General features: G+C 69.3%; 19 protein-coding genes and 2 tRNA genes. 11 read left to right on the top strand and 10 right to left on the bottom strand.

Annotated elements, in window-relative coordinates; translation table 11 throughout:
• Positions 1-25 precede the first annotated feature (25 nt).
• Positions 26-658, top strand: coding sequence for a mycothiol-dependent nitroreductase Rv2466c family protein (locus ACZ67T_RS30145; RefSeq protein WP_469988139.1), 633 nt, complete (start codon positions 26-28; stop codon positions 656-658).
• Here ACZ67T_RS30145 and ACZ67T_RS30140 read toward each other — a convergent pair.
• The 4 genes from ACZ67T_RS30140 to ACZ67T_RS30125 form a co-directional block, all read right to left on the bottom strand.
• A complete protein-coding gene (locus ACZ67T_RS30140) occupies positions 655-864 on the bottom strand; it encodes a hypothetical protein (RefSeq protein WP_469988138.1) in 210 nt (69 codons plus the stop codon). The genes ACZ67T_RS30145 and ACZ67T_RS30140 overlap by 4 nt on opposite strands.
• 132 nt (positions 865-996) lie before the next feature.
• Positions 997-1,638, bottom strand: coding sequence for a superoxide dismutase (locus tag ACZ67T_RS30135; RefSeq protein WP_362902480.1), 642 nt, complete (start codon positions 1,636-1,638; stop codon positions 997-999).
• Between the two features lie 139 nt (positions 1,639-1,777).
• The gene (locus tag ACZ67T_RS30130) at positions 1,778-3,202 is read right to left on the bottom strand and encodes an amino acid permease (protein WP_469988137.1); all 1,425 of its coding nucleotides are present in this window, start codon (positions 3,200-3,202) and stop codon (positions 1,778-1,780) included.
• A 116-nt stretch (positions 3,203-3,318) separates the two neighbouring features.
• Positions 3,319-4,692 carry an amino acid permease gene (locus ACZ67T_RS30125; RefSeq protein ID WP_469988136.1) on the bottom strand — a complete coding sequence of 458 codons (1,374 nt, stop codon included), beginning with the start codon at positions 4,690-4,692 and terminating at the stop codon, positions 3,319-3,321.
• 265 nt (positions 4,693-4,957) lie between these two features.
• On the opposite strand from ACZ67T_RS30125, the gene ACZ67T_RS30120 reads away from it, so the two are divergent.
• A complete protein-coding gene (locus ACZ67T_RS30120; protein ID WP_329057854.1) occupies positions 4,958-5,536 on the top strand; it encodes a biotin transporter BioY in 579 nt (192 codons plus the stop codon).
• Here the strand turns inward: ACZ67T_RS30120 and ACZ67T_RS30115 are convergent.
• The gene (locus ACZ67T_RS30115; RefSeq protein WP_469988135.1) at positions 5,463-5,786 is read right to left on the bottom strand and encodes a BBE domain-containing protein; all 324 of its coding nucleotides are present in this window, start codon (positions 5,784-5,786) and stop codon (positions 5,463-5,465) included. The two genes, ACZ67T_RS30120 and ACZ67T_RS30115, sit on opposite strands and share 74 nt — an antisense overlap.
• A 688-nt stretch (positions 5,787-6,474) precedes the next feature.
• Positions 6,475-7,938 carry an amino acid permease gene (locus ACZ67T_RS30110; protein WP_469988134.1) on the bottom strand — a complete coding sequence of 488 codons (1,464 nt, stop codon included), beginning with the start codon at positions 7,936-7,938 and terminating at the stop codon, positions 6,475-6,477.
• A gap of 198 nt (positions 7,939-8,136) precedes the next feature.
• Here ACZ67T_RS30110 and ACZ67T_RS30105 point away from each other — a divergent pair, with 198 nt between their 5' ends.
• Positions 8,137-8,622 (top strand): ribose-5-phosphate isomerase, encoded by a 486-nt coding sequence (locus tag ACZ67T_RS30105; protein ID WP_469988133.1) that lies wholly within the window; start codon positions 8,137-8,139, stop codon positions 8,620-8,622.
• 137 nt (positions 8,623-8,759) lie between these two features.
• Complete coding sequence (locus ACZ67T_RS30100) at positions 8,760-9,572, top strand: Fpg/Nei family DNA glycosylase (RefSeq protein WP_469988132.1); 813 nt, start codon at positions 8,760-8,762, stop codon at positions 9,570-9,572.
• Positions 9,573-9,597: 25 nt separating this feature from the next.
• Here the strand turns inward: ACZ67T_RS30100 and ACZ67T_RS30095 are convergent, their stop codons facing one another.
• On the bottom strand, positions 9,598-10,836 hold the full coding sequence (locus ACZ67T_RS30095; protein WP_469988131.1) for a GNAT family N-acetyltransferase: 1,239 nt from the start codon (positions 10,834-10,836) through the stop codon (positions 9,598-9,600).
• Positions 10,837-10,984: 148 nt separating this feature from the next.
• Between ACZ67T_RS30095 and ACZ67T_RS30090 the strand changes: the two genes are divergently transcribed.
• Positions 10,985-12,133, top strand: a complete 1,149-nt coding sequence (locus tag ACZ67T_RS30090) for a PP2C family protein-serine/threonine phosphatase (RefSeq protein ID WP_469988130.1) — start codon at positions 10,985-10,987, stop codon at positions 12,131-12,133.
• Between the two features lie 106 nt (positions 12,134-12,239).
• On the opposite strand, the gene ACZ67T_RS30085 is transcribed toward ACZ67T_RS30090, so the two are convergent.
• The gene (locus tag ACZ67T_RS30085) at positions 12,240-13,421 is read right to left on the bottom strand and encodes a cation:proton antiporter (RefSeq protein WP_469988129.1); all 1,182 of its coding nucleotides are present in this window, start codon (positions 13,419-13,421) and stop codon (positions 12,240-12,242) included.
• A 246-nt stretch (positions 13,422-13,667) separates the two neighbouring features.
• Here ACZ67T_RS30085 and ACZ67T_RS30080 point away from each other — a divergent pair, with 246 nt between their 5' ends.
• Entirely contained in the window at positions 13,668-14,114 is a 447-nt protein-coding gene (locus ACZ67T_RS30080) for an HD domain-containing protein (RefSeq protein ID WP_469988128.1), read from the top strand.
• Positions 14,115-14,240: 126 nt separating this feature from the next.
• On the opposite strand, the gene ACZ67T_RS30075 is transcribed toward ACZ67T_RS30080, so the two are convergent.
• Positions 14,241-15,389, bottom strand: coding sequence for an acyltransferase family protein (locus tag ACZ67T_RS30075; RefSeq protein ID WP_469988127.1), 1,149 nt, complete (start codon positions 15,387-15,389; stop codon positions 14,241-14,243).
• Positions 15,390-15,924: 535 nt separating this feature from the next.
• On the opposite strand from ACZ67T_RS30075, the gene ACZ67T_RS30070 reads away from it, so the two are divergent.
• Positions 15,925-16,119 (top strand): hypothetical protein, encoded by a 195-nt coding sequence (locus ACZ67T_RS30070; RefSeq protein ID WP_100594330.1) that lies wholly within the window; start codon positions 15,925-15,927, stop codon positions 16,117-16,119.
• A gap of 77 nt (positions 16,120-16,196) precedes the next feature.
• Here ACZ67T_RS30070 and ACZ67T_RS30065 read toward each other — a convergent pair.
• A tRNA-Gly gene (locus ACZ67T_RS30065) sits at positions 16,197-16,267 on the bottom strand.
• Between the two features lie 141 nt (positions 16,268-16,408).
• Here ACZ67T_RS30065 and ACZ67T_RS30060 point away from each other — a divergent pair.
• The 4 genes from ACZ67T_RS30060 to ACZ67T_RS30045 all read left to right on the top strand — a co-directional run bounded on the left by ACZ67T_RS30060 (position 16,409) and on the right by ACZ67T_RS30045 (position 19,693).
• Positions 16,409-16,485 (top strand) — tRNA-Pro (locus tag ACZ67T_RS30060).
• Between the two features lie 150 nt (positions 16,486-16,635).
• Complete coding sequence (gene tig, locus ACZ67T_RS30055; RefSeq protein WP_469988126.1) at positions 16,636-18,033, top strand: trigger factor; 1,398 nt, start codon at positions 16,636-16,638, stop codon at positions 18,031-18,033.
• 338 nt (positions 18,034-18,371) lie between these two features.
• On the top strand, positions 18,372-18,980 hold the full coding sequence (locus tag ACZ67T_RS30050; RefSeq protein ID WP_227300339.1) for an ATP-dependent Clp protease proteolytic subunit: 609 nt from the start codon (positions 18,372-18,374) through the stop codon (positions 18,978-18,980).
• Between the two features lie 53 nt (positions 18,981-19,033).
• Positions 19,034-19,693 (top strand): ATP-dependent Clp protease proteolytic subunit, encoded by a 660-nt coding sequence (locus tag ACZ67T_RS30045; RefSeq protein ID WP_454400373.1) that lies wholly within the window; start codon positions 19,034-19,036, stop codon positions 19,691-19,693.
• Positions 19,694-19,734 lie beyond the last annotated feature (41 nt).

Below are 19,734 nucleotides of genomic sequence, written 5' to 3'. Positions count from 1 at the left end.
CGACACGGATTACACGAGGAGAGCCATGTCCGAGAAGACCCCCGTCGACTTCTGGTTCGACCCCCTGTGCCCCTGGGCGTGGATGACCTCACGGTGGGTCCTCGAGGTGGAGAAGGTCCGCGACATAAAGGTCAGGTGGCACCTGATGAGCCTCGCCGTCCTGAACGAGGACAAGCTCGACGACCTGCCCGACGAGTACCGCGAGCTCCTGGAGACGAAGGCCTGGGGTCCGGTCCGCGTCGTCATCGCCGCACAGGAGGAGCACGGCGCGGAGGTCCTCGGCGACCTCTACACCGCGCTCGGCACGCGCATCCACAACGGCGGCGAGGGCCCCACGAAGGAGGCCGTCGCCGCGGCCCTGGAGGAGGTCGGCCTGCCCGCCTCCCTCCTCGACCACTGGGACGGCACGAAGTACGAGCCCGAGCTGCGCGCCTCCCACAAGGAGGGCATCGACAAGGTCGGCCAGGACGTCGGCACGCCCGTCATCGCCGTACCCGGCGCGGACGGCGAGCAGATCGCGTTCTTCGGCCCGGTCGTCACGCCGGCCCCGAAGGGCGAGGAGGCCGCGAAGCTCTGGGACGGCACGCTCCTGGTCGCCTCGGTCCCCGGCTTCTACGAGATCAAGCGCACGCGGACGCAGGGGCCGATTTTCGACTAGGCGAATGTCTCGGGCAGGGTGAAGCCCTCCCAGTACTTGAAGTGGTGCTGGACCCTCCGGCACGCGCCGTTCGCGCAGCGCCGGAAGTTGTTGGCCTCGCCCTTCTTGGCCAGGGGAGTGACGTACTTGAGTTCCTCGGGCTTGAGCGGGCGGAAGAGCTGAAGCTCGTCGTCGCAGTTGCGGCAGCGTTTGGAGGGGTCCGTCATGGGCCCACGGTGCCCCGGAAGCCCGTAAACCGGAAGGCCCCCGCGAGTCATGTCCTCGCGGGGGTCTTCCGTCTTTCCGCCCGCCGTCGCGATGGTTGAGAAGACGATCACGAGGCGGGACGCTTCAGCGGCTCAGGGGGCGACCAGCAGGTTGAACGCCCGGTCCTTGGCGGCCGCGTACCGCTTGGCGACGTCCTGCCAGTTGACGACGCGCCACATGGCCTCGATGAAGTCGACCTTCTGGTTCTTGTACTGGAGGTAGAACGCGTGCTCCCAGGCGTCGAAGACCAGGATCGGGACCGAGCCCTGGCCGACGTTGCCCTGGTGGTCGTAGATCTGCTCGACGACGAGGCGTCCGCTCACCGGCTCGTACGCGAGGACGCCCCAGCCGGAGCCCTGCGTCGTCGCGGCGGCCTTGGTCAGCTGGGCCTTGAACCCGGCGAAGGAGCCGAAGGAGGCGGTGATGGCGTCCGCGAGGTCGCCCACCCCGTCCGCGGCCAGCGGCTCGCCGCCGCCGTCGCCGGTCATGTTGTGCCAGTAGATGCTGTGCAGGATGTGGCCCGAGAGATGGAACGCGAGGTTCTTCTCCAGGCCGTTGATGGCGCCCCACGACTCCTTGTCGCGGGCCTCCTCCAACTGCTCCAGGGTGTCGTTCGCCCCCTTCACGTACGCCGCGTGGTGCTTGTCGTGGTGGAGCTCGATGATCTGTGGGTTGATGACCGGTTCGAGCGCCGCGTAGTCGTACGGAAGTTCAGGAAGCGTGTAAATGGCCATGTCCGAGCCCTCCGACTGCGTACCGCAAAGCTTATTGCAAGTAATGTGCAAGTGCAGGCTAGCAGCAGTAGTCCGTGGCGCAACGCGAAGGACCCCCGGGCCGTTCGGCCCGGGGGTCCTTCGGTGAACGGGGAGCGGGTTACGCGGTGGCCGCCGCCCGCGACTCCGCCGCCTTCTGGCGTACGTAGCCGACGATCGCGAGCACGACGGTCAGGCCGCCCGTGTAGTACAGCTGCACGCGCGTGTCGTGCTCACGGGCCATCAGGACGAAGACGGCGACCATCGCGACGAGGGCCAGGACCGTGAGGTACGGGTACGCCCACATCTTCACGACGAGCTTCTCCGGGGCCTCGCGCTCCAGCTTGCGGCGCAGGACCAGCTGCGAGATGGCGATGAAGAACCAGACGACGAGGATGATCGCGCCGATGGTGTTCAGCAGCCAGGCGAAGACGTCGTCCGGGCGCCAGTAGCTGAGCAGGACGCAGACGAAGCCGAAGACGGCGGAGACCAGGACCGCGACGCGCGGCACACCGCCGGTGACCTTGCCGATGACCTTCGGGCCCATGCCGCGGGCGACCAGCGAGCCCGCCATGCGGGAGGCGCCGTAGATGTTGGCGTTCATGGCCGACAGCAGGGCGATGAGGACGACCACGTTCATGATCTGGCCGGCGCCGGGGATGCCGAGGTGGTCGAGCGTGGCGACGTACGGGCCCTTGGTCGGGATCTCCTTCGCCGTCCACGGCAGCAGGACCACGACGACGGCCATCGAGCCGACGTAGAAGAGCGCGATGCGCCACATCGCCGTGCGGACCGCCTTCGCGACGCCCTGCACCGGGTGCTCGGACTCGGCCGCGGCGATGGTGACGGTCTCCAGACCGCCGTACGCGAAGACCGAGGCGAGCAGGCCGACGATCAGCCCCTCCGTGCCGTTGGGCATGAAGCCGCCGTGGCCCGTGAGGTTGTCCATGCCGGGCGCGGAGACGTCGGGCAGGACGCCGAGGATCGCCAGGACGCCGATGACGAGGAAGAGCACGATCGCGCCGACCTTGAGCGTCGCGAACCAGAACTCGAACTCGCCGAAGTTCTTCACGGCCGCGAGGTTCGTGCCGGTGAACAGCAGCATGAACAGCGCGACCAGCGCCCACTCGGGCACGCCGGGCAGCCACCCGTGCACGATGCCCGCCGCGCCGATGCCCTCCAGGCCCACGGCCACACAGAGCAGGAACCAGAACGACCAGCCCGCCGTGAACCCGGCCCACGGGCCGATGCCCCGCTCCGCGTGCACGGAGAACGAGCCGGAGGCGGGATACGCGGCGGCCATCTCGCCGAGCATGCGCATCACGAGCATCACGAGCGCGCCCGAGATCGCGTAGGCGAGGATGATCGACGGGCCGGCGGCCGCGATGGCGGTTCCGGAGCCCACGAAGAGGCCGGCGCCGATCACACCGCCGAGCGCGATCATGGAGAGATGCCGCTGCTTGAGACCGCCCGACAGCGACGGCTCGGCCGGCGACTGATCGATCGGCTGCGCGTCGACCGGCGACTGCGCGGACGTCCGAGACATGGAGGTGCCCTGTTCATTAGCTGAGACGGGGGAAAGGCCCACAGTCTGAGCAGCGGCACCGGCTACAGGGAACAGCTGACCGGTATACGGACACGACGCTCACACATCGTGAACGTTCAGGCACGCCGCGCGCGCAGTTCCCGCACTCCCGCGACGGCCACGACGAGCGCGGTCGCGCCGGTCGACCACAGCAGCTGCGGACGCGCCGTGTCGTCGGTCAGCATCAGCCCGATGACGGCCGCCATCGCGGCGAGCGTCGCCCACGTCAGCCAGGGGAAGCCCCACATCCGCAGCACGAGCCGCTCGGGCGCCTCCCGTTCGACCAGCCGCCGCAGCCGCAGCTGCGACGCGGCGATCAGCGCCCATACGAACAGCAGGACCGCGCCGACCGAGTTGAGCATGTAGAGGAAGACCGATTCGGGCCACTTCAGATTGAGCAGCACCGACACGAAGCCGAAGACGACCGACGCGAGCACGGCCCGGCGCGGCACGCCCCCGCCGCTGACCTTCAGCAGCGCGCGGGGCGCCTCATCGCGCTCGGCCAGCGAGAAGACCATGCGCGAGGAGCCGTAGAGGTTCGCGTTGAGCGCCGAGAGGAGCGCCACGAACACCACGATGTTCATGATCTGGCCCGCGGACGGCACCCCGATCGCGTCGAGCACGGTGACGTAGGGGCTGATGCCCGCCTTCTGAGCCGTCCACGGCAGCACCGTCACGATGACGAGCATCGAGCCGACGTAGAAGAACAGGATGCGGAAGACCGCGCTGCGCACGGCCCGCGAGACCGCGCGCACCGGGTCGTCGGACTCGGCGGCGGCGATCGTGACGACCTCCAGGCCGCCGAAGGCGAACACGACGGCGAGCACACCGGAGATGACGCCCTGCCAGCCGTGCGGCAGGAAGCCGCCCTGTCCGGTGAGGTTGGTGAAGCCGACCGGGTCGGTGTCCGGCAGCAGCCCGAAGACCGCGAGCGTGCCGAGGATCAGGAAGGCGACGATCGCGAACACCTTCAGTGCGGCGAACCAGAACTCGAACTCGCCGAAGTTCTTCACGGCCGCCAGATTCGCCCCGGTGAAGACCAGCATGAACACCAGCACCCACGCCCACTGCGGCACGCCCGGCGCCCAGCCGTTCGCGATCTGCGCCGCTCCCGTCGCCTCCACGGCGAGGACGACGACGAGCAGGAACCAGTAGAGCCAGCCGACGCTGAACCCGGCCCAGCGGCCGAGCGCCCGCTCCGCGTGCACCGAGAACGAACCCGACGCGGGCATCGCCGCCGACATCTCGCCCAGCATCCGCATCACGCACATCGCGAGCGCGCCCGCGATCAGATACGAGACCACGATGCCGGGACCCGCGACCGCGATCCCGGCGCCCGAGCCGACGAAGAGCCCCGCCCCGATGACACCGCCGAGGCCCAGCATCGTCAGATGCCGCTGCTTGAGTCCGCCGCCGAGCGGTTCTGATTCGGACGGGAGCTGGTCGTGCATGGGAGGTTCAGACTGCTTTCGGGGCTCGCGCGGGTTTGGCAGGAACCTACAGTCTCTCCGGCGGCCGACCCCGGGCGCAAAACGGGCCGTTTCGGCTCTGGCCCCAGTGACGAGCATCACCCCAAGTCGCGCATGAGTCACGCCCTTTGTGAAGAGCCCACCAACACCCGGCGTCACCCTTTGTCGAGCAGTGACCGTGATCGGGGATCGGCCCCTGGGATAGCGTCACGGTGTCCCAACCTGCCCTCACCCCCGCGGAGTCCCGATGAGTACGGCTGCCGTCTCCACCCGCCCCGGCAAGGTCCTGGCCGACCTGCTGCCCGCCTCGCGCACCCGCGACATCGCGCTCGTGCTCGGCGGCGCCGCCCTCACCGGCATCGCGGCCCAGATCGCCGTGCCCGTGCCGGGCTCCCCGGTCCCGGTCACCGGGCAGACCTTCGCCGCGCTCCTCGTGGGCACCGCGCTCGGCGCACGCCGCGGCTTCCTCTCCCTCGCCGTGTACGCGCTCGTCGGCATGGCCGGTATGCCGTGGTTCGCGCAGGGCACCTCCGGTGCGGGCGGCGCCTCCTTCGGCTACGTCATCGGCATGCTGCTCGCCTCGACCGTCGTGGGCGCGCTCGCCCGGCGCGGCGGCGACCGCTCGGTCCTGCGCACCGCGGGCACGATGGTCCTCGGCTCCGCGATCATCTACGCGGTCGGCGTGCCCTACCTCGCCGCCGCCACCGGCATGACCCTCACGCAGGCGGTCGCCGCGGGCCTCACGCCGTTCCTCATCGGCGACGCGGTGAAGGCGGCCCTGGCGATGGGCGTGCTGCCCACCGCCTGGAAGTTCGCCAACAAGTAGTTCCCGCCACGGGCGCTCGGCGCACGTTGCAGTTCCTCCGGAAGAGGTTCGCCGGGTCGTTCGCGGCCTTCACATCGGCGAGCCTCTTCCGCGTCTGTACGCCGTACCGCGCCTCGGTACGGTCGCCGCCGCCGAACGCGAAGTGCGGGGACCGGCCTCTCCGCTGCTCCTCGACCTGCCTGAACGCGAGGGCGTGATGGGCGCGGACGGCCTCGCGGTCCGTGCTGTCCAGTGGCGACAGGATCCGCACCGGTCACCCCGCGTCCCGGTACAGCACCGCGCTCGCGCCGGGCCTCGACAGGGCACCGCCCAGGTGGTCGACCTGCACGGCGTGCAGGGGAGAGGCGTCCGGCCCGCACAGCGCGAATGAAGGCGTGCGTCCGCCGGGACGACGTCGGCCGACCGGACGTGATCGGTCGCGTGGCCGAACTCCCGCGCCAGGACGCCGAGTCCGCCGCCCCGCGTGCGCGAGACCGTGCCCACGCCCGGCGCCGAGCCGTTCAGCGGGGCGAGCCCGCGCGGGGGCGGACGCTTCTGCGACCTGGCCCCAGCCGGTCCCCGCGGAGACCCGCACGGTGCGCTCCGCGCATCCACCACGACCTCGTCCGTGCGCCGCGCGGAGGCCGGCACGCCGCCCTCGAAGCCGCCGGGCAGCCCGCGCCGGTGGCCTGAACACCGACCGGCGGTCCGGCACCGGCCGCGTACGCGACAGCGGCCACGACGTCATCGGCGGGGGTTACCGCGAAGACGACGTCGTGGCCGCTGGGCGAAACCGGTCCGGAAACCGGCGAGTTCCTCGTCGTACCCGGCGTCGCCGGGCCGCAGGACGAGCTGCTGTCACGGACGCCGTCGGAGCTCATGCGGCAGTCTCTGCCCGCATTGCCTGACACCCGCCGTCAGCTTTTGCGCCGACACCTTTCCGGGAGGACCCGGAAGGGTCAGGCGGAGACCTTCTTCCGCTTCTTCGCCTGCTCACGCACGAGCGCGATGCCGACCACCAGGGCCGCCACGAGCAGCGACAGGACGACCTGCTCGCGGCCCGCGTCGTCGGTGAGCATGTAGACGAGCACGAACGAGATCATCGCGATCGTGGCCCACGTCAGATACGGGAAGAGCCACATCTTCACGACGAGCTTCTCGGGCTGCTCGCGCAGGATCATGCCGCGCATCTTCAGCTGCGTGAAGCAGATGACGAGCCAGACGAAGAGGGCGACGGCGCCGGAGGAGTTCAGCAGGAAGTTGAAGACGGTGTCCGGCCACTGGTAGTTGAACCAGACGGCGACGAAGCCGAAGACGACGGACCCGAGGATCGCGGCCTGCGGCACACCGTTCTTGTTCGTCTTCGCGAACGCCTTGGGCGCGTCACCGCGCTGGCCGAGCGAGAACGCCATGCGGGAAGCGGTGTAGAGCCCGGAGTTCAGGCAGGACAGCACGGCCGTCAGCACGATGACGTTCATGACCTGACCGGCGTGGGGGATGCCTATCGAGTTCAGGGCCGCGACGTACGAGCCGTCCTTGGTGATCGACTTGTCGTTCCACGGCAGCAGCGTCAGGACGACGAAGATCGAGCCGAGGTAGAAGACGCCGATACGCCAGATCACGCTGTTCGTGGCCTTGGTGACGGCACGCTGCGGGTCCTCGGACTCGCCGGCGGCCAGCGTGACGATCTCGCTGCCCATGAAGGAGAAGACGACCATGAGGACGCCGGTGAGGATCGACCCGGCGCCGTTGGGCATGAACCCGCCCGCGTCCGTCAGGTGCGAGAACCCCGCACCCGGGTTGTCCGAGCCCGGCAGCACGCCGAACACGGCGAGCAGGCCGATGATCACGAACCCGCCGATCGCGACGACCTTGATGCCCGCGAACCAGAACTCGAACTCGCCGTAGGAGGCGACCGAGGCCAGGTTCGTCGCGGTCAGGACGACCATCACGATCAGGGCCCAGCCCCACTGCGGCACGGCCGGTACCCAGCCGTTGAGGATCACCGCGCCGGCGGTGGCCTCGACCGCGAGGACGACGACCCAGAAGAACCAGTACAGCCAGCCGATGGAGAAGCCCGCCCAGCGGCCGAGCGCCTGGTCGGCGTAGGCGGAGAAGGAGCCGGACGACGGCCGTGCGGCGGCCATCTCGCCGAGCATCCGCATCACCATGACGACCATCAGGCCGACGAGTGCGTACGAGATGAGGATGGCGGGTCCGGCCTTGGCGATGCCCGAGCCGGAGCCGACGAAGAGGCCGGCGCCGATCACGCCGCCGATGGCGATCATCGACAGGTGTCGGTTCTTGAGGCCTGCCTTCAGCTGGTCGGGACCGTTATTTCCGGTCTGACCGTTGTCAGGCTGTGAATCTCCAGGATTGTGGGGCGCCTGGTCGGCCTTCGCAAGGGAGGGTTGCGAGGTCATGGACGAATCCTTAAGTCTCGGGTCACGAGCCCACGCATTCAAACCCAGGGACGTACCGGACGGAAGGCCTGACTCCGTATCGTGATTTTCGCCTCCGTGACGTTTGCGCGTAAACGATCCGAGACGTTTGCCCGTGAACGGTCGGTGACAACGACCCGACCGCGCCGTGTCCGGGTGGGACGTGCCACACTCGGACCCATGCGCGTGTACCTCGGCTCGGATCATGCCGGCTACGAACTCAAGAACCACCTCGTCGAATGGCTCAAGGCCCACGGCCACGAGCCCGTCGACTGCGGGCCCCACATCTATGACGCCCAGGACGACTACCCTCCGTTCTGCCTCCGCGCCGCGGAGCGCACGGCGGCGGACCCGGACGCCCTCGGCATCGTGATCGGCGGCTCCGGCAACGGCGAGCAGATCGCCGCGAACAAGGTGAAGGGCGTCCGTGCGGCCCTCGCCTGGAGCGAGCAGACCGCCGCGCTCGGCCGCGAGCACAACGACGCGAACGTGGTCTCCATCGGTGGCCGCATGCACACGCAGGAAGAGGCGACGAAGTTCGTCGAGATCTTCCTCTCCACCCCGTACTCGGGCGAGGAGCGTCACACGCGCCGTATCGAGATGCTGTCGCGCTACGAGGAGACGGGCGAGCTCCCCCCGGTCCCGGCCCACCACCCGCAGGGCTGATTCAGCCCCTCGATCCAGCCCCTCCGGCTTGTCGAGGAGCGGGGTCCGGGGCGGAGCCCCAGGACTTTCGGGAAGGGGCGGGCCGGGGGAGGGAATTCCCCCGGCCCGCCCCCGCCAACCCCAGGAGACAGAGACCCGTGCCAGAGGGCCACACCATCCACCGCCTGGCCCAGGACCACGCGGAGCGCTTCGTGGGCGGCCCGGTAGGCGTCCGCAGCCCGCAGGGCAAGTTCTCCGACAGCGCCGCGCTCCTGGACGGCCTGGTCCTCGACGAGGTGGACGCTCACGCCAAACACCTCTTCCTGGGCTTCGCGGAAACCGGCTGGATCCACATCCACCTGGGCCTCTTCGGCAAGTACACCCTCGGCGAGACCCCCGCCCCGCCGCCCGCGGACACCGTCCGGCTGCGCCTGCTGAGCGACACGCACTACTCCGACCTGCGCGGTCCGACGGCCTGCGCCCTGATCACGGACGCCGAGAAGCAGGCGATACACGACCGCCTCGGCCCCGACCCGCTCAGGAACGGTGACGACCCGGACCGCGCCTGGCGCCGAATCTCCCGCAGCCGCACCACCGTCGCCGCACTGCTCATGGACCAGAAGATCATCGGAGGCGTCGGCAACGTCTACCGCGCGGAGGTCCTTTTCCGGCACGGCATCGACCCGTACACCCCGGGCAAGGACCTCACGCCCGACGAGTGGACGGCGATCTGGACGGATCTCGTGGCGCTGATGCGCGAGGGCGTCCGGCACAACCGCATCGACACCGTCCGCCCGGAGCACACCCCCGAGGCGATGGGCCGCCCGCCGCGCGTGGACGACCACGGCGGCGAGGTGTACGTCTACCGACGGGCCACGATGCCGTGCCATCTGTGCGGCACGGAGATCCGCACGGCGTCACTCGCGGCCCGCAACCTCTTCTGGTGCCCGAGCTGCCAGCCGCCCCGCTGACCGGCGCCCGCCCCACCCCGCCCGCTCAGAATCCGTGCGGCAGCCAGGGCGCCACGACGGACCCGAACGCGAGCGCCGCCTCGTCGACCGCGCCAGGGCGCAGCTCCCGCACCCGCCCGGCCGCCGCCAGCACCGCCAGCGACGTGTCGCCGAGGTAGGCCGCCGCCAACTCCCGTACGGACAGGGCAAGATCGGCCGTGTCCTCACTGTCCCCCGTGCGCTTGCAGGACGCCCCCTTCGCGTCCCCGGTCAGCCGCCACCGCCCCGCGTTCCACGGACAGAACTCGTCCGTCACGTCCAGGACGACGTCGACCGGCGCCTGATACGTGCGGGCCTCCAGCGCGGCGCCGAGGTCCACCAGCCGTACGTGCATGGAGTCCCGCAGCCGCACCCCGCACCGCCGGATGTCGCTGACCAGGGAGAACAGCGGATCGTCCACCGGCCGGTTGCGCGCCTGGACGGTCGACGTCAGGTCGATGTCCAGGAGGAAGCGCCACAGTGCCGCGTACGCCGCCGGGTCGAGCGCGTCGATGTGCCGCAGCGTGATCCGGCCCTTGGGCCCGGCCGCGTCCCACTCGGGCTTGTTGTGGAAGCGGACGTAGCCGACCGTCTCGCCGTCACGCTCGGCCAGCACACACTGCATCGGCGACGCGCCCTCGCGCTCCGACGGCGCGTCCAGCAGCGGCAGACGCTCCCAGCCGGGCGTGCGGGCGAGCATGCCGGGCCGGGTGCCGATCGTCCGTACGTACACGGACTCGCACTCGGCGGCGGCCTCGGCGACGTCGGCGAACCGCAGCCGTACGTCGTCCGTCCCCGCCGGAGCGTTGATCCGCACCCGCGTCGAGTCGATCTCCACGCTCGCCTGCCGCGTCCCGATGCCGTACCCGAACCGGCCGTAGATCGCGGGCTCGGACGCGGTGAGCACGGCGAGCGGCTCGCCCCAGGACCGTACGTCGTCGAGCTGGCGCCGCATCATCGACGTCAGGATCCCGCGCCGCCTGTCCGTCGCCGCGACGGACACCATCGTGACGCCCGCCGCCGGGACCTGGGCCCCGCCCGGCACCGTCACCCCGAACGTGAACGCCCCCGCCGTCCCCACGCACCGGTCGCCGTCCCAGACGCCGATGGACCGGTCGAACTCGGTGAGGTCGTCCCACAGCGCGCGTTCCTCGGGCGCTTCGGGAACCCCTCCGAAGGCCAGCTCCAGCTTCGCGTACCACTCGTGCCAGTCGCTCTGGCGCAGCACCCGCACGTCCATCGTCATAGGGCATCCCTACCAGGACGTCGCGGACGAAGCGAGAGATTTTCCCCGCCCGCGGAAGGTGCCGGAAGGCGCCGGAAGGTGCCTGGAAGAGGGACAAGTGGGACCTCCCGTGCGAAGCCCCTGGCCCGATGGATAAGGTCCACGAGCAATGGCAGGACGACGCGCACAGGCCGAGACGTTTCCGGCCCGGTTGAAGATGAGACTTCACCGGGCCCGCATCGGCCTGCGCAAATCGGGTGTCGACTACTTCCGCGGCGACGGTTCCGACTGGGTCGCCCTGGTGGGCCTGCTCCTCACGGTCCCGGTCATCGCCTGCGGCACCCTCCTCAACTCGGTCTGGTGTTCCCCGACGGCGCTCGTCCTGCCGATCGTGGCGGGCGGACTGCTGCTGCGCCCGGCCAGCCTCCTCGGCCTGTACGCGGCCGCCGCGGCGGCGCTCATCGTGGAGTCCGTCAGGCTCGGCCCCTACTCGGAGGGCGCCGCCCGGGTCACCCCGGGCACCGTCCTGGTCGTGGCGGCCTGCGGTTTCTTCGGGCTGCTCATCGCCCAGTTCCGCAGCCGGGTCGGCGTGCCCTGGCGGCGCGGCGGCACGATGCTGTTCGACCTGCGCGAACGCATCCGCGTACAGAGCAAGCTGCCGCAGCTGCCCAAGGCCTGGCACCGCGAGATGGCGCTGCGTCCGGCCGGCGGCCAGTCCTTCTCCGGCGACTTCGTGGTCGCGGCCCGTACGAACGGCGGCCGCACCCTGGAGGCGGTCCTCACCGACGTTTCGGGCAAGGGCATGGACGCGGGCTCCAGGGCCCTGCTCCTGTCCGGAGCCTTCGGCGGGCTCCTCGGCTCCCTGCCGCCGCACGCTTTCCTGCCTGCCGCCAACGGCTATCTGCTCCGTCAGGACTGGGACGAGGGCTTCGCCACGTCCATCCACCTCGTCCTCGACCTGGAGTCGGGCGACTACGAACTCTTCTCCGCGGGGCACCCGCCGGGCCTCCAGCTCAGCGCGGGCAGCGGCCGCTGGGAGGAGAAGGCCGCCGAGGGTCCGCTCCTCGGCGTCTACGACGGCGCCCAGTTCGACCCCATAAAGGGCTCCCTGCGCCCCGGCGACGTCCTGATGCTCTTCACGGACGGCCTGGTCGAGACGTCCGACCGGGACATCGCCGAGGGCATGGACCGCCTCACGGGCGAGGCGGACCGCTATGTCTCGGGCGGGTTCCACGGCGCGGCCTGGCACCTCATCGAAGCGGTGGCCAAGGACGTCAACGACGACCGCGCGCTCCTGCTGATCTGCCGGGACGCGTGACGGCTCCGCCGGGGGCGGGTTCGTTGCCGGGTGCGGGTCTTGTGCGACCAGCCACGGCGAACGCCGCACCCGGCAACGAAGGCTCACCCCCTGCGGCGAGGAGCCGTCACACCTGGGCGCCGACCCGTTCCTCGAGGGGCGCCCCATCCTCCCGCCCTCCTGGAAGGACCCGCGCGAGCCACTCCGAGCGGCCCGCCGCCATCGGTCCGAGGACGGCGAGCAGCAGCACATAACCCGCGATGAACGGCGACAGCCGCTCGTCCAGGCCCGCACCCGCCGCCATCGTGGCGAGGATCAGGGCGAACTCACCCCGGGCGAGCAGCGTCGTGGAGATGTTCGCGGCGGGGCCGGGCCCGAACCCGTACACGCGCGCCGCCCCGAGTCCCGCGAGCACGTTCATCACCAGCGTCACCGCGACGGCCGCGAGGACCGGCCACAGCACCGTCGGCAGGTCGCCCGGGTCGATGGAGAGGCCGAACGCGAAGAAGAAGATCGCGCCGAACGCGTCCCGCAGGGGGTGCACGAGCTTGCGGATGCGCTCGCCCGACGTGGTGGAGCCGAGCATCAGGCCGACCATGAACGCGCCGATCGCGTCGGCGACCCCGAACCACTCGGAGACCCCGGCGACGAACACGGCCGCGCCGAGGAAGGAGATGACGAGGAGCTCGTCGTCCTTGGTGTGGAAGAGGTGGCCCACGACGCGGGTGCCGAAGCGCGCCGCGAGCGCGAGCAGCAGGAGGAAGCCGAACGCCTTGCCGCCGTCCATGACCGCCGACGCGAGACTGTCCGCGCCGGACAGGATCGGCTGGAGCGCCGCCAGGTAGAGGGCCAGGAAGATGTCCTCGACGACGATGATCCCGAGGATCGGCTTGGTCTCCGGATTTCCGAGGCGGCCGGTGTCGACCAGGACCTTCGTGACGATCGCCGACGAGGAGATGCCGAGGACCCCGGCGAGGACCAGAGCCTCGGAGGTGCCCCAGCCGAGGGCGAATCCGAAGCCGAGGCCCGCGCCGACGTTCAGCGCGAGGTAGGTCCCGCCGGCGACGGCCATTCTCCGGCCGCCGGTCTTGAGGTCGTCCAGATGGAATTCGAGGCCGAGGTAGAAGAGCAGCAGGACCAGGCCGAGCGCGGAGAGCATCTCCAGGTCGTGCGGGTCGGCGACGAGCACGATGCCGGGTGTGTGCGGGCCGAGGAGGATCCCGGCCAGGATGAACAGGGGGATGGTGGGGAGCCCGATGCGTCCGCCGAGGCGGGCGAGGACGGCGGCGGCGAGAAAGGCGCCGCCCATGGCTATCAAGGTGTCTGCATGTCCGATGGGTCCGTTCCTTCCGTTCTTGGCTTGGCCAGACGGTCGACTCAGGTCAAGAGAGAGTCAAGAACGCGTCAATAGTTAGCTTACCAAACCATTTCCTCGCCCAGGCCGGCCTCGGCGACAGGGGGCAAGCGGCGGCGGGCAGCTGGGGGTGTCCACCCAGGCCCTTCGGGCTCTGGGGGAGTGTCGGCGGCGCCCTGTGCGGGCCGTAAGGTCGGCCGCATGCTGACCCTCGCCGAGGTGGAGGCCCTGGCGCGCGGGGCCCACATCAACCAGACGGACAAGGCAGGACGCCCCTACGCGGAACACCTGGAGGCGGTCGCCGAAGGTGTACGCGCCCGGGGCGGCGACGACGAGCAGATCGCGGCAGCCTGGCTGCACGACGCGATCGAGGACGACGCGCTGTCGCCGCAGTGGCTGGCCGCGGCGGATCTCACGGACCGCACGAAGGCCGTCGTCCTCGCCCTCACCAAGCGCCCCGGAGAGCCTCAAGAGACCTACGCGCAACGAATTCTGGCCACTCCTGGCGCGCTGCTGGTGAAGCAGTCGGACCTGGCCCACAACGCCGACCCCACCCGTCTGGCGGCTCTGGACGCACCGACGAGAGACCGCCTGACCAGGAAGTACGCGGGGATGAGGGCCCTTCTGGGCATCAACGAAACCCCGTAGGCAACGCGCCCATGCGGGGGGCGCGGGGGAGCCGCGCGACAACCCCTCACGCGCCCTCACCCGCGCACCCGACAAACGGCGACGACACCGTCAGGCGCGCGGGCCCGACAAGCGTCGACGGCTCCCTCAGACGCGGGCCCGCCCGCGGCCCCGCGCCACCTCGGCCGCGTCCTTCTTGAACGCCCACTCCATCTTCGGCTCCATCGCGAACCGGAACATGCGCTGGACCGGGGGAGTGCACAGGATCGTGATCAGGGAGGCCGCGACGACCGTCACGAACACCTCGCCCAGCGGCTTGTGCAGCCAGGCGTAGTCGTCGAACCAGCCCCAGAACCGCGAGCCCTTCGCGACGAAGCCGTGCAGCAGGTAGCCGTACAGCGTCCCCGCGCCCAGCACGGTGAACCACATCTTCCGCCGTGGCACCCACGCGAAGAAGCATGCGGTGAGGACGACGGAGCAGCCGAAGAGCGCGAGCGTCATCACGGCACCGGCCCACCACGGCGAGCCCAGCTCCTGCGCGCTGTCGCGGTGGTAGAACCACGCCGACGTCATCCGCGGAGCGGCCCAGTAGGCCAGCACCAGGGCCGCCGCGAAGATCGGCACGGACAGGATCCGCACCTCACGCCGGCGCACCAGCTGGAAGTGCTCGGGCTTCAGGAACAGGCCGAGCACGAAGAAGGGAAGGAACTGCAGGACGCGCTGGAGGTCGAGGTCGTCGCCGATGTCGGGGGACACGGAGGCGAGTACGGCGACGGCGACCGCGAGCGGCACCGGCCAGCGGACGATCTTCCACAGCGGGGTGGTGAGCCGCCACACGAACAGGGCGACCAGGAACCAGGTGAGGTACCAGGGGTCGAGCAGGCTGATCGGGTACGTCGGGTCGTCGTTCGCCCAGCGTTTGAAGAAGGTGTACGCGACCTCGAAGATCACGTACGGCACCGCGACCCCGGTGATGAGCCGCCGGAGCCGGTCGGGCCGCATGTCGAAGCTGCGCGAGAAGTAGCCGGAGATCACGATGAATGCCGGCATGTGGAACGTGTAGACGGTCATGTAGAGCGCCTCGGCGACGCGGCTGTGATCCGTCAGCGGTTCCCAGGAGTGGCCCATCGCGACCAGCACGATGGCCAGGTACTTGGCGTTGTCGAAGAACGCGTCCCGCTGTTTCGCGGGCTTGGCGGCCGGTGTGGGGGGAGCGGCTGCCGTATTCGGTGGCTGGTGGGCGGGGGCCGTCTGTGCCGCAGGGAGCGGGGCTCGGGTGGGGGCAGCGCGGAACATCTGAGGCACCTTAGCGGCGCCCTCGGTATTTCGTAAAACCCTCACGTCAAATCCTCCTTACCGCGCGAGTACCCCCGATTCGGAGAAGTCGGCATAGCGATGGCGAAGTTTTCGCAGGTCTTCCAGTGGGACTTCGGGAGGCATCCAGATGAGTCCGTTATGACCACTCTCATCCTGATTAAATAGTGCATATCGGCCGCACTCGATCGCCTGGGATGTGGCCCCCGCGACAATTCGAATTAACAACGAACAGCACATGCGTGACCTCGCGTGCCCATGGTGTGGACGTGCTGTGTGTGCATGGAAACGATCAGGCCGAATTACCGGCCACGGAGACCTGTGAAATTGCCCGGGGAACACCCGCTGATCATGTGCCCCAAGGGTGCGGGGCCGGCGCGCCGCCGCAGGGGAGTGGCCGACGATGCGTCACCCGCCGCATACGCAGGCCGTGTTGGTGGCACGATGGTTCTGGCGGGGGTGTGCGGGGTCGTACCCCCCGGGCCGGGAGAGCGGACCGACCTAGGGTGTGATCAGTGTGGCCATTTCGCTGTCAGTGGTACTGCTGTTGGCGATCATTCTCGTGGTGCTGATCCGGGGAGGGTCGATCAAGGCCGGGCCTGCCGTGGTGGCGGTCCTGTTCGGGTTCTTCCTGGCCTCGACCGGAATGGCCGACGACATCCAGAGGTTCCTGAACTCGATAGCGGACACGATCAACTCGATCCAGTTCTGAACGCTCGGGAGTCTGTCCGGCCCAGGATGTGAAAAACCCCGGGCCCGGTTCATGAGAACCGGGCCCGGGGTTTCAAGAGCGGGCGACGGGAATCGAACCCGCGTAGCTAGTTTGGAAGACTAGGGCTCTACCATTGAGCTACGCCCGCACAGTGTGCGCCGCAGGTCGGTGACCGCGGCAACGGGAAGCATCGTAGCGGGTCGGACCCCCTCGTCGCACACCGCATTCGCTCCGCTCGTAATGCGGGAGCCGCACCGGCCGCGTGCATGTACCCTACGTGTCGCACCGACGGGGTGTGGCGCAGCTTGGTAGCGCGTCCGCTTTGGGAGCGGAAGGCCGTGGGTTCAAATCCCGCCACCCCGACCAGCCTCGCAACAGCAGCGTCTCAAGCGGTAAACGCCCCCTCAAGATCGCGTTGTGGGTCGGCTCCGGCTTGCCGTTACTATGCAAGCTGCGTGCCCGTGTGTCTCTTAACCGGGCAGGAACCCAGAAGTCAGCCCCCAAGGAGACCGAACCGTGAAGAGCGCCGTGGAGACCCTGAACCCGACCCGGGTTCGGCTCAGCATCGAGGTGCCCTTCGAGGAGCTCAAGGACAGCCTCGACGCGGCGTACAAGAAGATCAACCAGCAGGTCACGGTGAAGGGCTTCCGCAAGGGCAAGATCCCTGCCCGCGTCATCGACCAGCGGTTCGGCCGCGGTGCCGTGCTTGAGGAGGCCGTCAACGACGCGCTTCCGAAGTTCTACACCGAAGCGGTCAACGAGGCCGAGCTCAACGTGCTGGGCCAGCCCGAGGTCGACATCACGGAGCTGAAGGACGGCGAGACGCTGAACTTCACCGCCGAGGTCGACGTCCGTCCCGAGATCGAGATTCCGGACTACTCCGGCATCGAGGTCGAGGTCGACGCCATCGAGGTCAGCGACGAGGACGTGGACAAGTCGGTGGAGCAGCTCCGCGAGCGCTTCGCCTCCACCTCCCCGGTCGAGCGTGCCGCCGAGGACGGCGACGTCGTCACGATCGACCTCGAGGCCAAGGTCGACGGCGAGGTGCTCGAGGACGGCGTCGCTTCCGGCGTCTCGTACACCATCGGCTCGGGCGAGCTCCTCGAGGGCATCGACGAGGCCGTGAAGGGCCTGGAGGCCGGTGGCGAGGCCACCTTCACCTCCGAGCTCAAGGGCGGCTCCGCCGAGGGCAAGGAGGCCGAGGTCACCGTCAAGGTCACCCAGGTCGCCGCTCGTGAACTGCCGTCCCTGGACGACGAGTTCGCGCAGCTCGCCTCCGAGTTCGACACCCTCGACGAGCTGAAGGCCGACAGCCGCAAGCGCCTCGAGAACATGAAGCAGTACGACCAGGCCACGCAGGCCCAGGAGCGCGTCCTGGAGAAGCTGCTCGAGCTGGTCGAGGTCCCCGTTCCCGAGAAGCTGCTCGAGGACGAGGTCAAGACCCGCAAGCACAACCTCGAGCACCACCAGCTCGGCCAGATGGGCCTCGACCTCGAGAAGTACCTCGAGATCCAGGGCAAGACGGTCGAGGAGTTCGACGCCGAGACCGCCGAGCAGGCCGTCAAGGGCATCAAGACGCAGTTCGTCCTCGACGAGCTCGTCAACAAGGAGAAGCTGAACGTCAACCAGGAGGAGCTCACCGAGCACCTCATGCGGCGCGCGCAGTCCTCCGGCATGTCCCCCGACCAGTTCGCCCAGGCCGTCGTCGAAGGCGGCCAGGTCCCGATGCTGGTCGGCGAGGTCGCCCGCGGCAAGGCTCTCGCGGTCGTCGTCGAGGCCGCCACGGTCAAGGACACGAACGGCGAGATCGTCGACCTCGAGGACGACGAGGACGAGTCGGCTGCCGCCGGCGAGACCGTCGAGGCCGTCGAGGCGGACGGCTCCGCCGACGCCGAGGAGAAGAACGAGGCCTGAGCCGGTCCCGGCTCCGCACGCTTCACGGGCCCCCAGGACGCCGCCTCGCGGCACCCTGGGGGCCCGCCCCTTTTCCCGCTTCGTTCCCGGTACTGCCCGGCGCCTGTCGCGTGGTTCCCCACGCCCCTGACGGGGCGCGGCATGCGCTCACAGCGAACAGTTCCCCTTGCGGGATTCACCGGAGGGACCCGCGCGTTAGGGTCCATGAATACGAGGGCAGATGAGTCCCCGCAGCCGCCGCCGAAGGGCGGTGCGCAGGTGGGGCCCCGGCCCTCCGGATAAGACGCGAGACGGCGCGTTGCCGTCAGAGACGAGCAGGTGGATACGTGACGAATCTGATGCCTTCCGCCGCCGGTGAGCCGTCCCTCGGTGGTGGCCTCGGTGACCAGGTCTACAGCCGACTGCTCAACGACCGCATCATCTTCCTAGGCCAGCAGGTCGACGACGAGATCGCCAACAAGATCACTGCCCAGATGCTCCTCCTGGCCGCTGCCGACCAGGACAAGGACATCTACCTCTACATCAACAGCCCCGGTGGTTCTGTGACGGCCGGCATGGCGGTCTACGACACCATGCAGTACATCCAGAACGACGTCGTCACCATCGGCATGGGCATGGCCGCCTCCATGGGCCAGTTCCTGCTGACGGGCGGCACTCCGGGCAAGCGCTTCGCGCTTCCGAACACGGACATCCTGATGCACCAGGGCTCCGCCGGCATCGGCGGTACGGCTTCGGACGTCAAGATCCAGGCCGAGTACCTGCTGCGCACCAAGAAGCGCATGGCGGAGATCACCGCCCGGCACTCCGGGCAGACCGTCGAGACGATCATCCGTGACGGTGACCGCGACCGCTGGTACACCGCCGACGAGGCCAAGGAGTACGGCCTCATCGACGAGATCATCAGTGCCGCTACGGGTGTTCCGGGCGGCGGCGGCACCGGGGCCTGAAACCCCGGTCACGCGGTCATCCAAGCCCACCTCACCAGGACGGAACACCGACCATGAACAACATCCCCGGCAGCGGTCTGTACACCGGCCCGCAGGTCGACAACCGCTACGTGATCCCGCGCTTCGTCGAGCGCACCTCGCAGGGCGTGCGTGAGTACGACCCGTACGCGAAGCTCTTCGAGGAGCGCGTGATCTTCCTCGGCGTGCAGATCGACGACGCGTCCGCCAACGACGTCATGGCGCAGCTCCTGTGCCTGGAGTCGATGGACCCGGACCGCGACATCTCCATCTACATCAACAGCCCCGGCGGCTCGTTCACGGCCCTCACGGCCATCTACGACACGATGCAGTTCGTGAAGCCGGACATCCAGACGGTCTGCATGGGCCAGGCGTCCTCCGCGGCCGCCGTGCTCCTCGCCGCCGGTACACCGGGCAAGCGCATGGCGCTGCCGAACGCCCGCGTCCTGATCCACCAGCCCTCCGGCGGCACCGGCCGTGAGCAGCTCTCCGACCTGGAGATCGCCGCGAACGAGATCCTCCGGATGCGTGAGCAGCTCGAGGAGATGCTGGCCAAGCACTCCACGACGCCGATCGAGAAGATCCGCGACGACATCGAGCGCGACAAGATCCTCACGGCCGAGGACGCCCTGGCGTACGGCCTGATCGACCAGATCATCTCCACCCGGAAGATGAACAACTCCGCGGTCGCGTGACGCAGCGCTGTATCGTCTGCCGCTCCTTGGCACGGTTCACG

It is taken from the genome of Streptomyces sp. NPDC107517 (assembly GCF_055582645.1).
This window is presented reverse-complemented; position numbering and strand designations above follow the sequence as displayed.

Bases quoted from the DNA above. Each gene is read 5' to 3' on its own strand.
- ACZ67T_RS30120 (WP_329057854.1), top strand. From the start codon at position 4,958: ATGAGTACGGCTGCCGTCTCCACCCGCCCCGGCAAGGTCCTGGCCGAC.
- ACZ67T_RS30125 (WP_469988136.1), bottom strand. From the start codon at position 4,692: ATGCACGACCAGCTCCCGTCCGAATCAGAACCGCTCGGCGGCGGACTC.
- ACZ67T_RS30140 (WP_469988138.1), bottom strand. From the start codon at position 864: ATGACGGACCCCTCCAAACGCTGCCGCAACTGCGACGACGAGCTTCAG.
- ACZ67T_RS30085 (WP_469988129.1), bottom strand. From the start codon at position 13,421: ATGGGCGGCGCCTTTCTCGCCGCCGCCGTCCTCGCCCGCCTCGGCGGA.
- ACZ67T_RS30145 (WP_469988139.1), top strand. From the start codon at position 26: ATGTCCGAGAAGACCCCCGTCGACTTCTGGTTCGACCCCCTGTGCCCC.
- ACZ67T_RS30050 (WP_227300339.1), top strand. From the start codon at position 18,372: ATGCCTTCCGCCGCCGGTGAGCCGTCCCTCGGTGGTGGCCTCGGTGAC.
- ACZ67T_RS30095 (WP_469988131.1), bottom strand. From the start codon at position 10,836: ATGACGATGGACGTGCGGGTGCTGCGCCAGAGCGACTGGCACGAGTGG.
- ACZ67T_RS30105 (WP_469988133.1), top strand. From the start codon at position 8,137: ATGCGCGTGTACCTCGGCTCGGATCATGCCGGCTACGAACTCAAGAAC.
- ACZ67T_RS30075 (WP_469988127.1), bottom strand. From the start codon at position 15,389: ATGTTCCGCGCTGCCCCCACCCGAGCCCCGCTCCCTGCGGCACAGACG.
- ACZ67T_RS30090 (WP_469988130.1), top strand. From the start codon at position 10,985: ATGGCAGGACGACGCGCACAGGCCGAGACGTTTCCGGCCCGGTTGAAG.
- ACZ67T_RS30080 (WP_469988128.1), top strand. From the start codon at position 13,668: ATGCTGACCCTCGCCGAGGTGGAGGCCCTGGCGCGCGGGGCCCACATC.
- ACZ67T_RS30135 (WP_362902480.1), bottom strand. From the start codon at position 1,638: ATGGCCATTTACACGCTTCCTGAACTTCCGTACGACTACGCGGCGCTC.
- ACZ67T_RS30110 (WP_469988134.1), bottom strand. From the start codon at position 7,938: ATGACCTCGCAACCCTCCCTTGCGAAGGCCGACCAGGCGCCCCACAAT.
- ACZ67T_RS30045 (WP_454400373.1), top strand. From the start codon at position 19,034: ATGAACAACATCCCCGGCAGCGGTCTGTACACCGGCCCGCAGGTCGAC.
- ACZ67T_RS30130 (WP_469988137.1), bottom strand. From the start codon at position 3,202: ATGTCTCGGACGTCCGCGCAGTCGCCGGTCGACGCGCAGCCGATCGAT.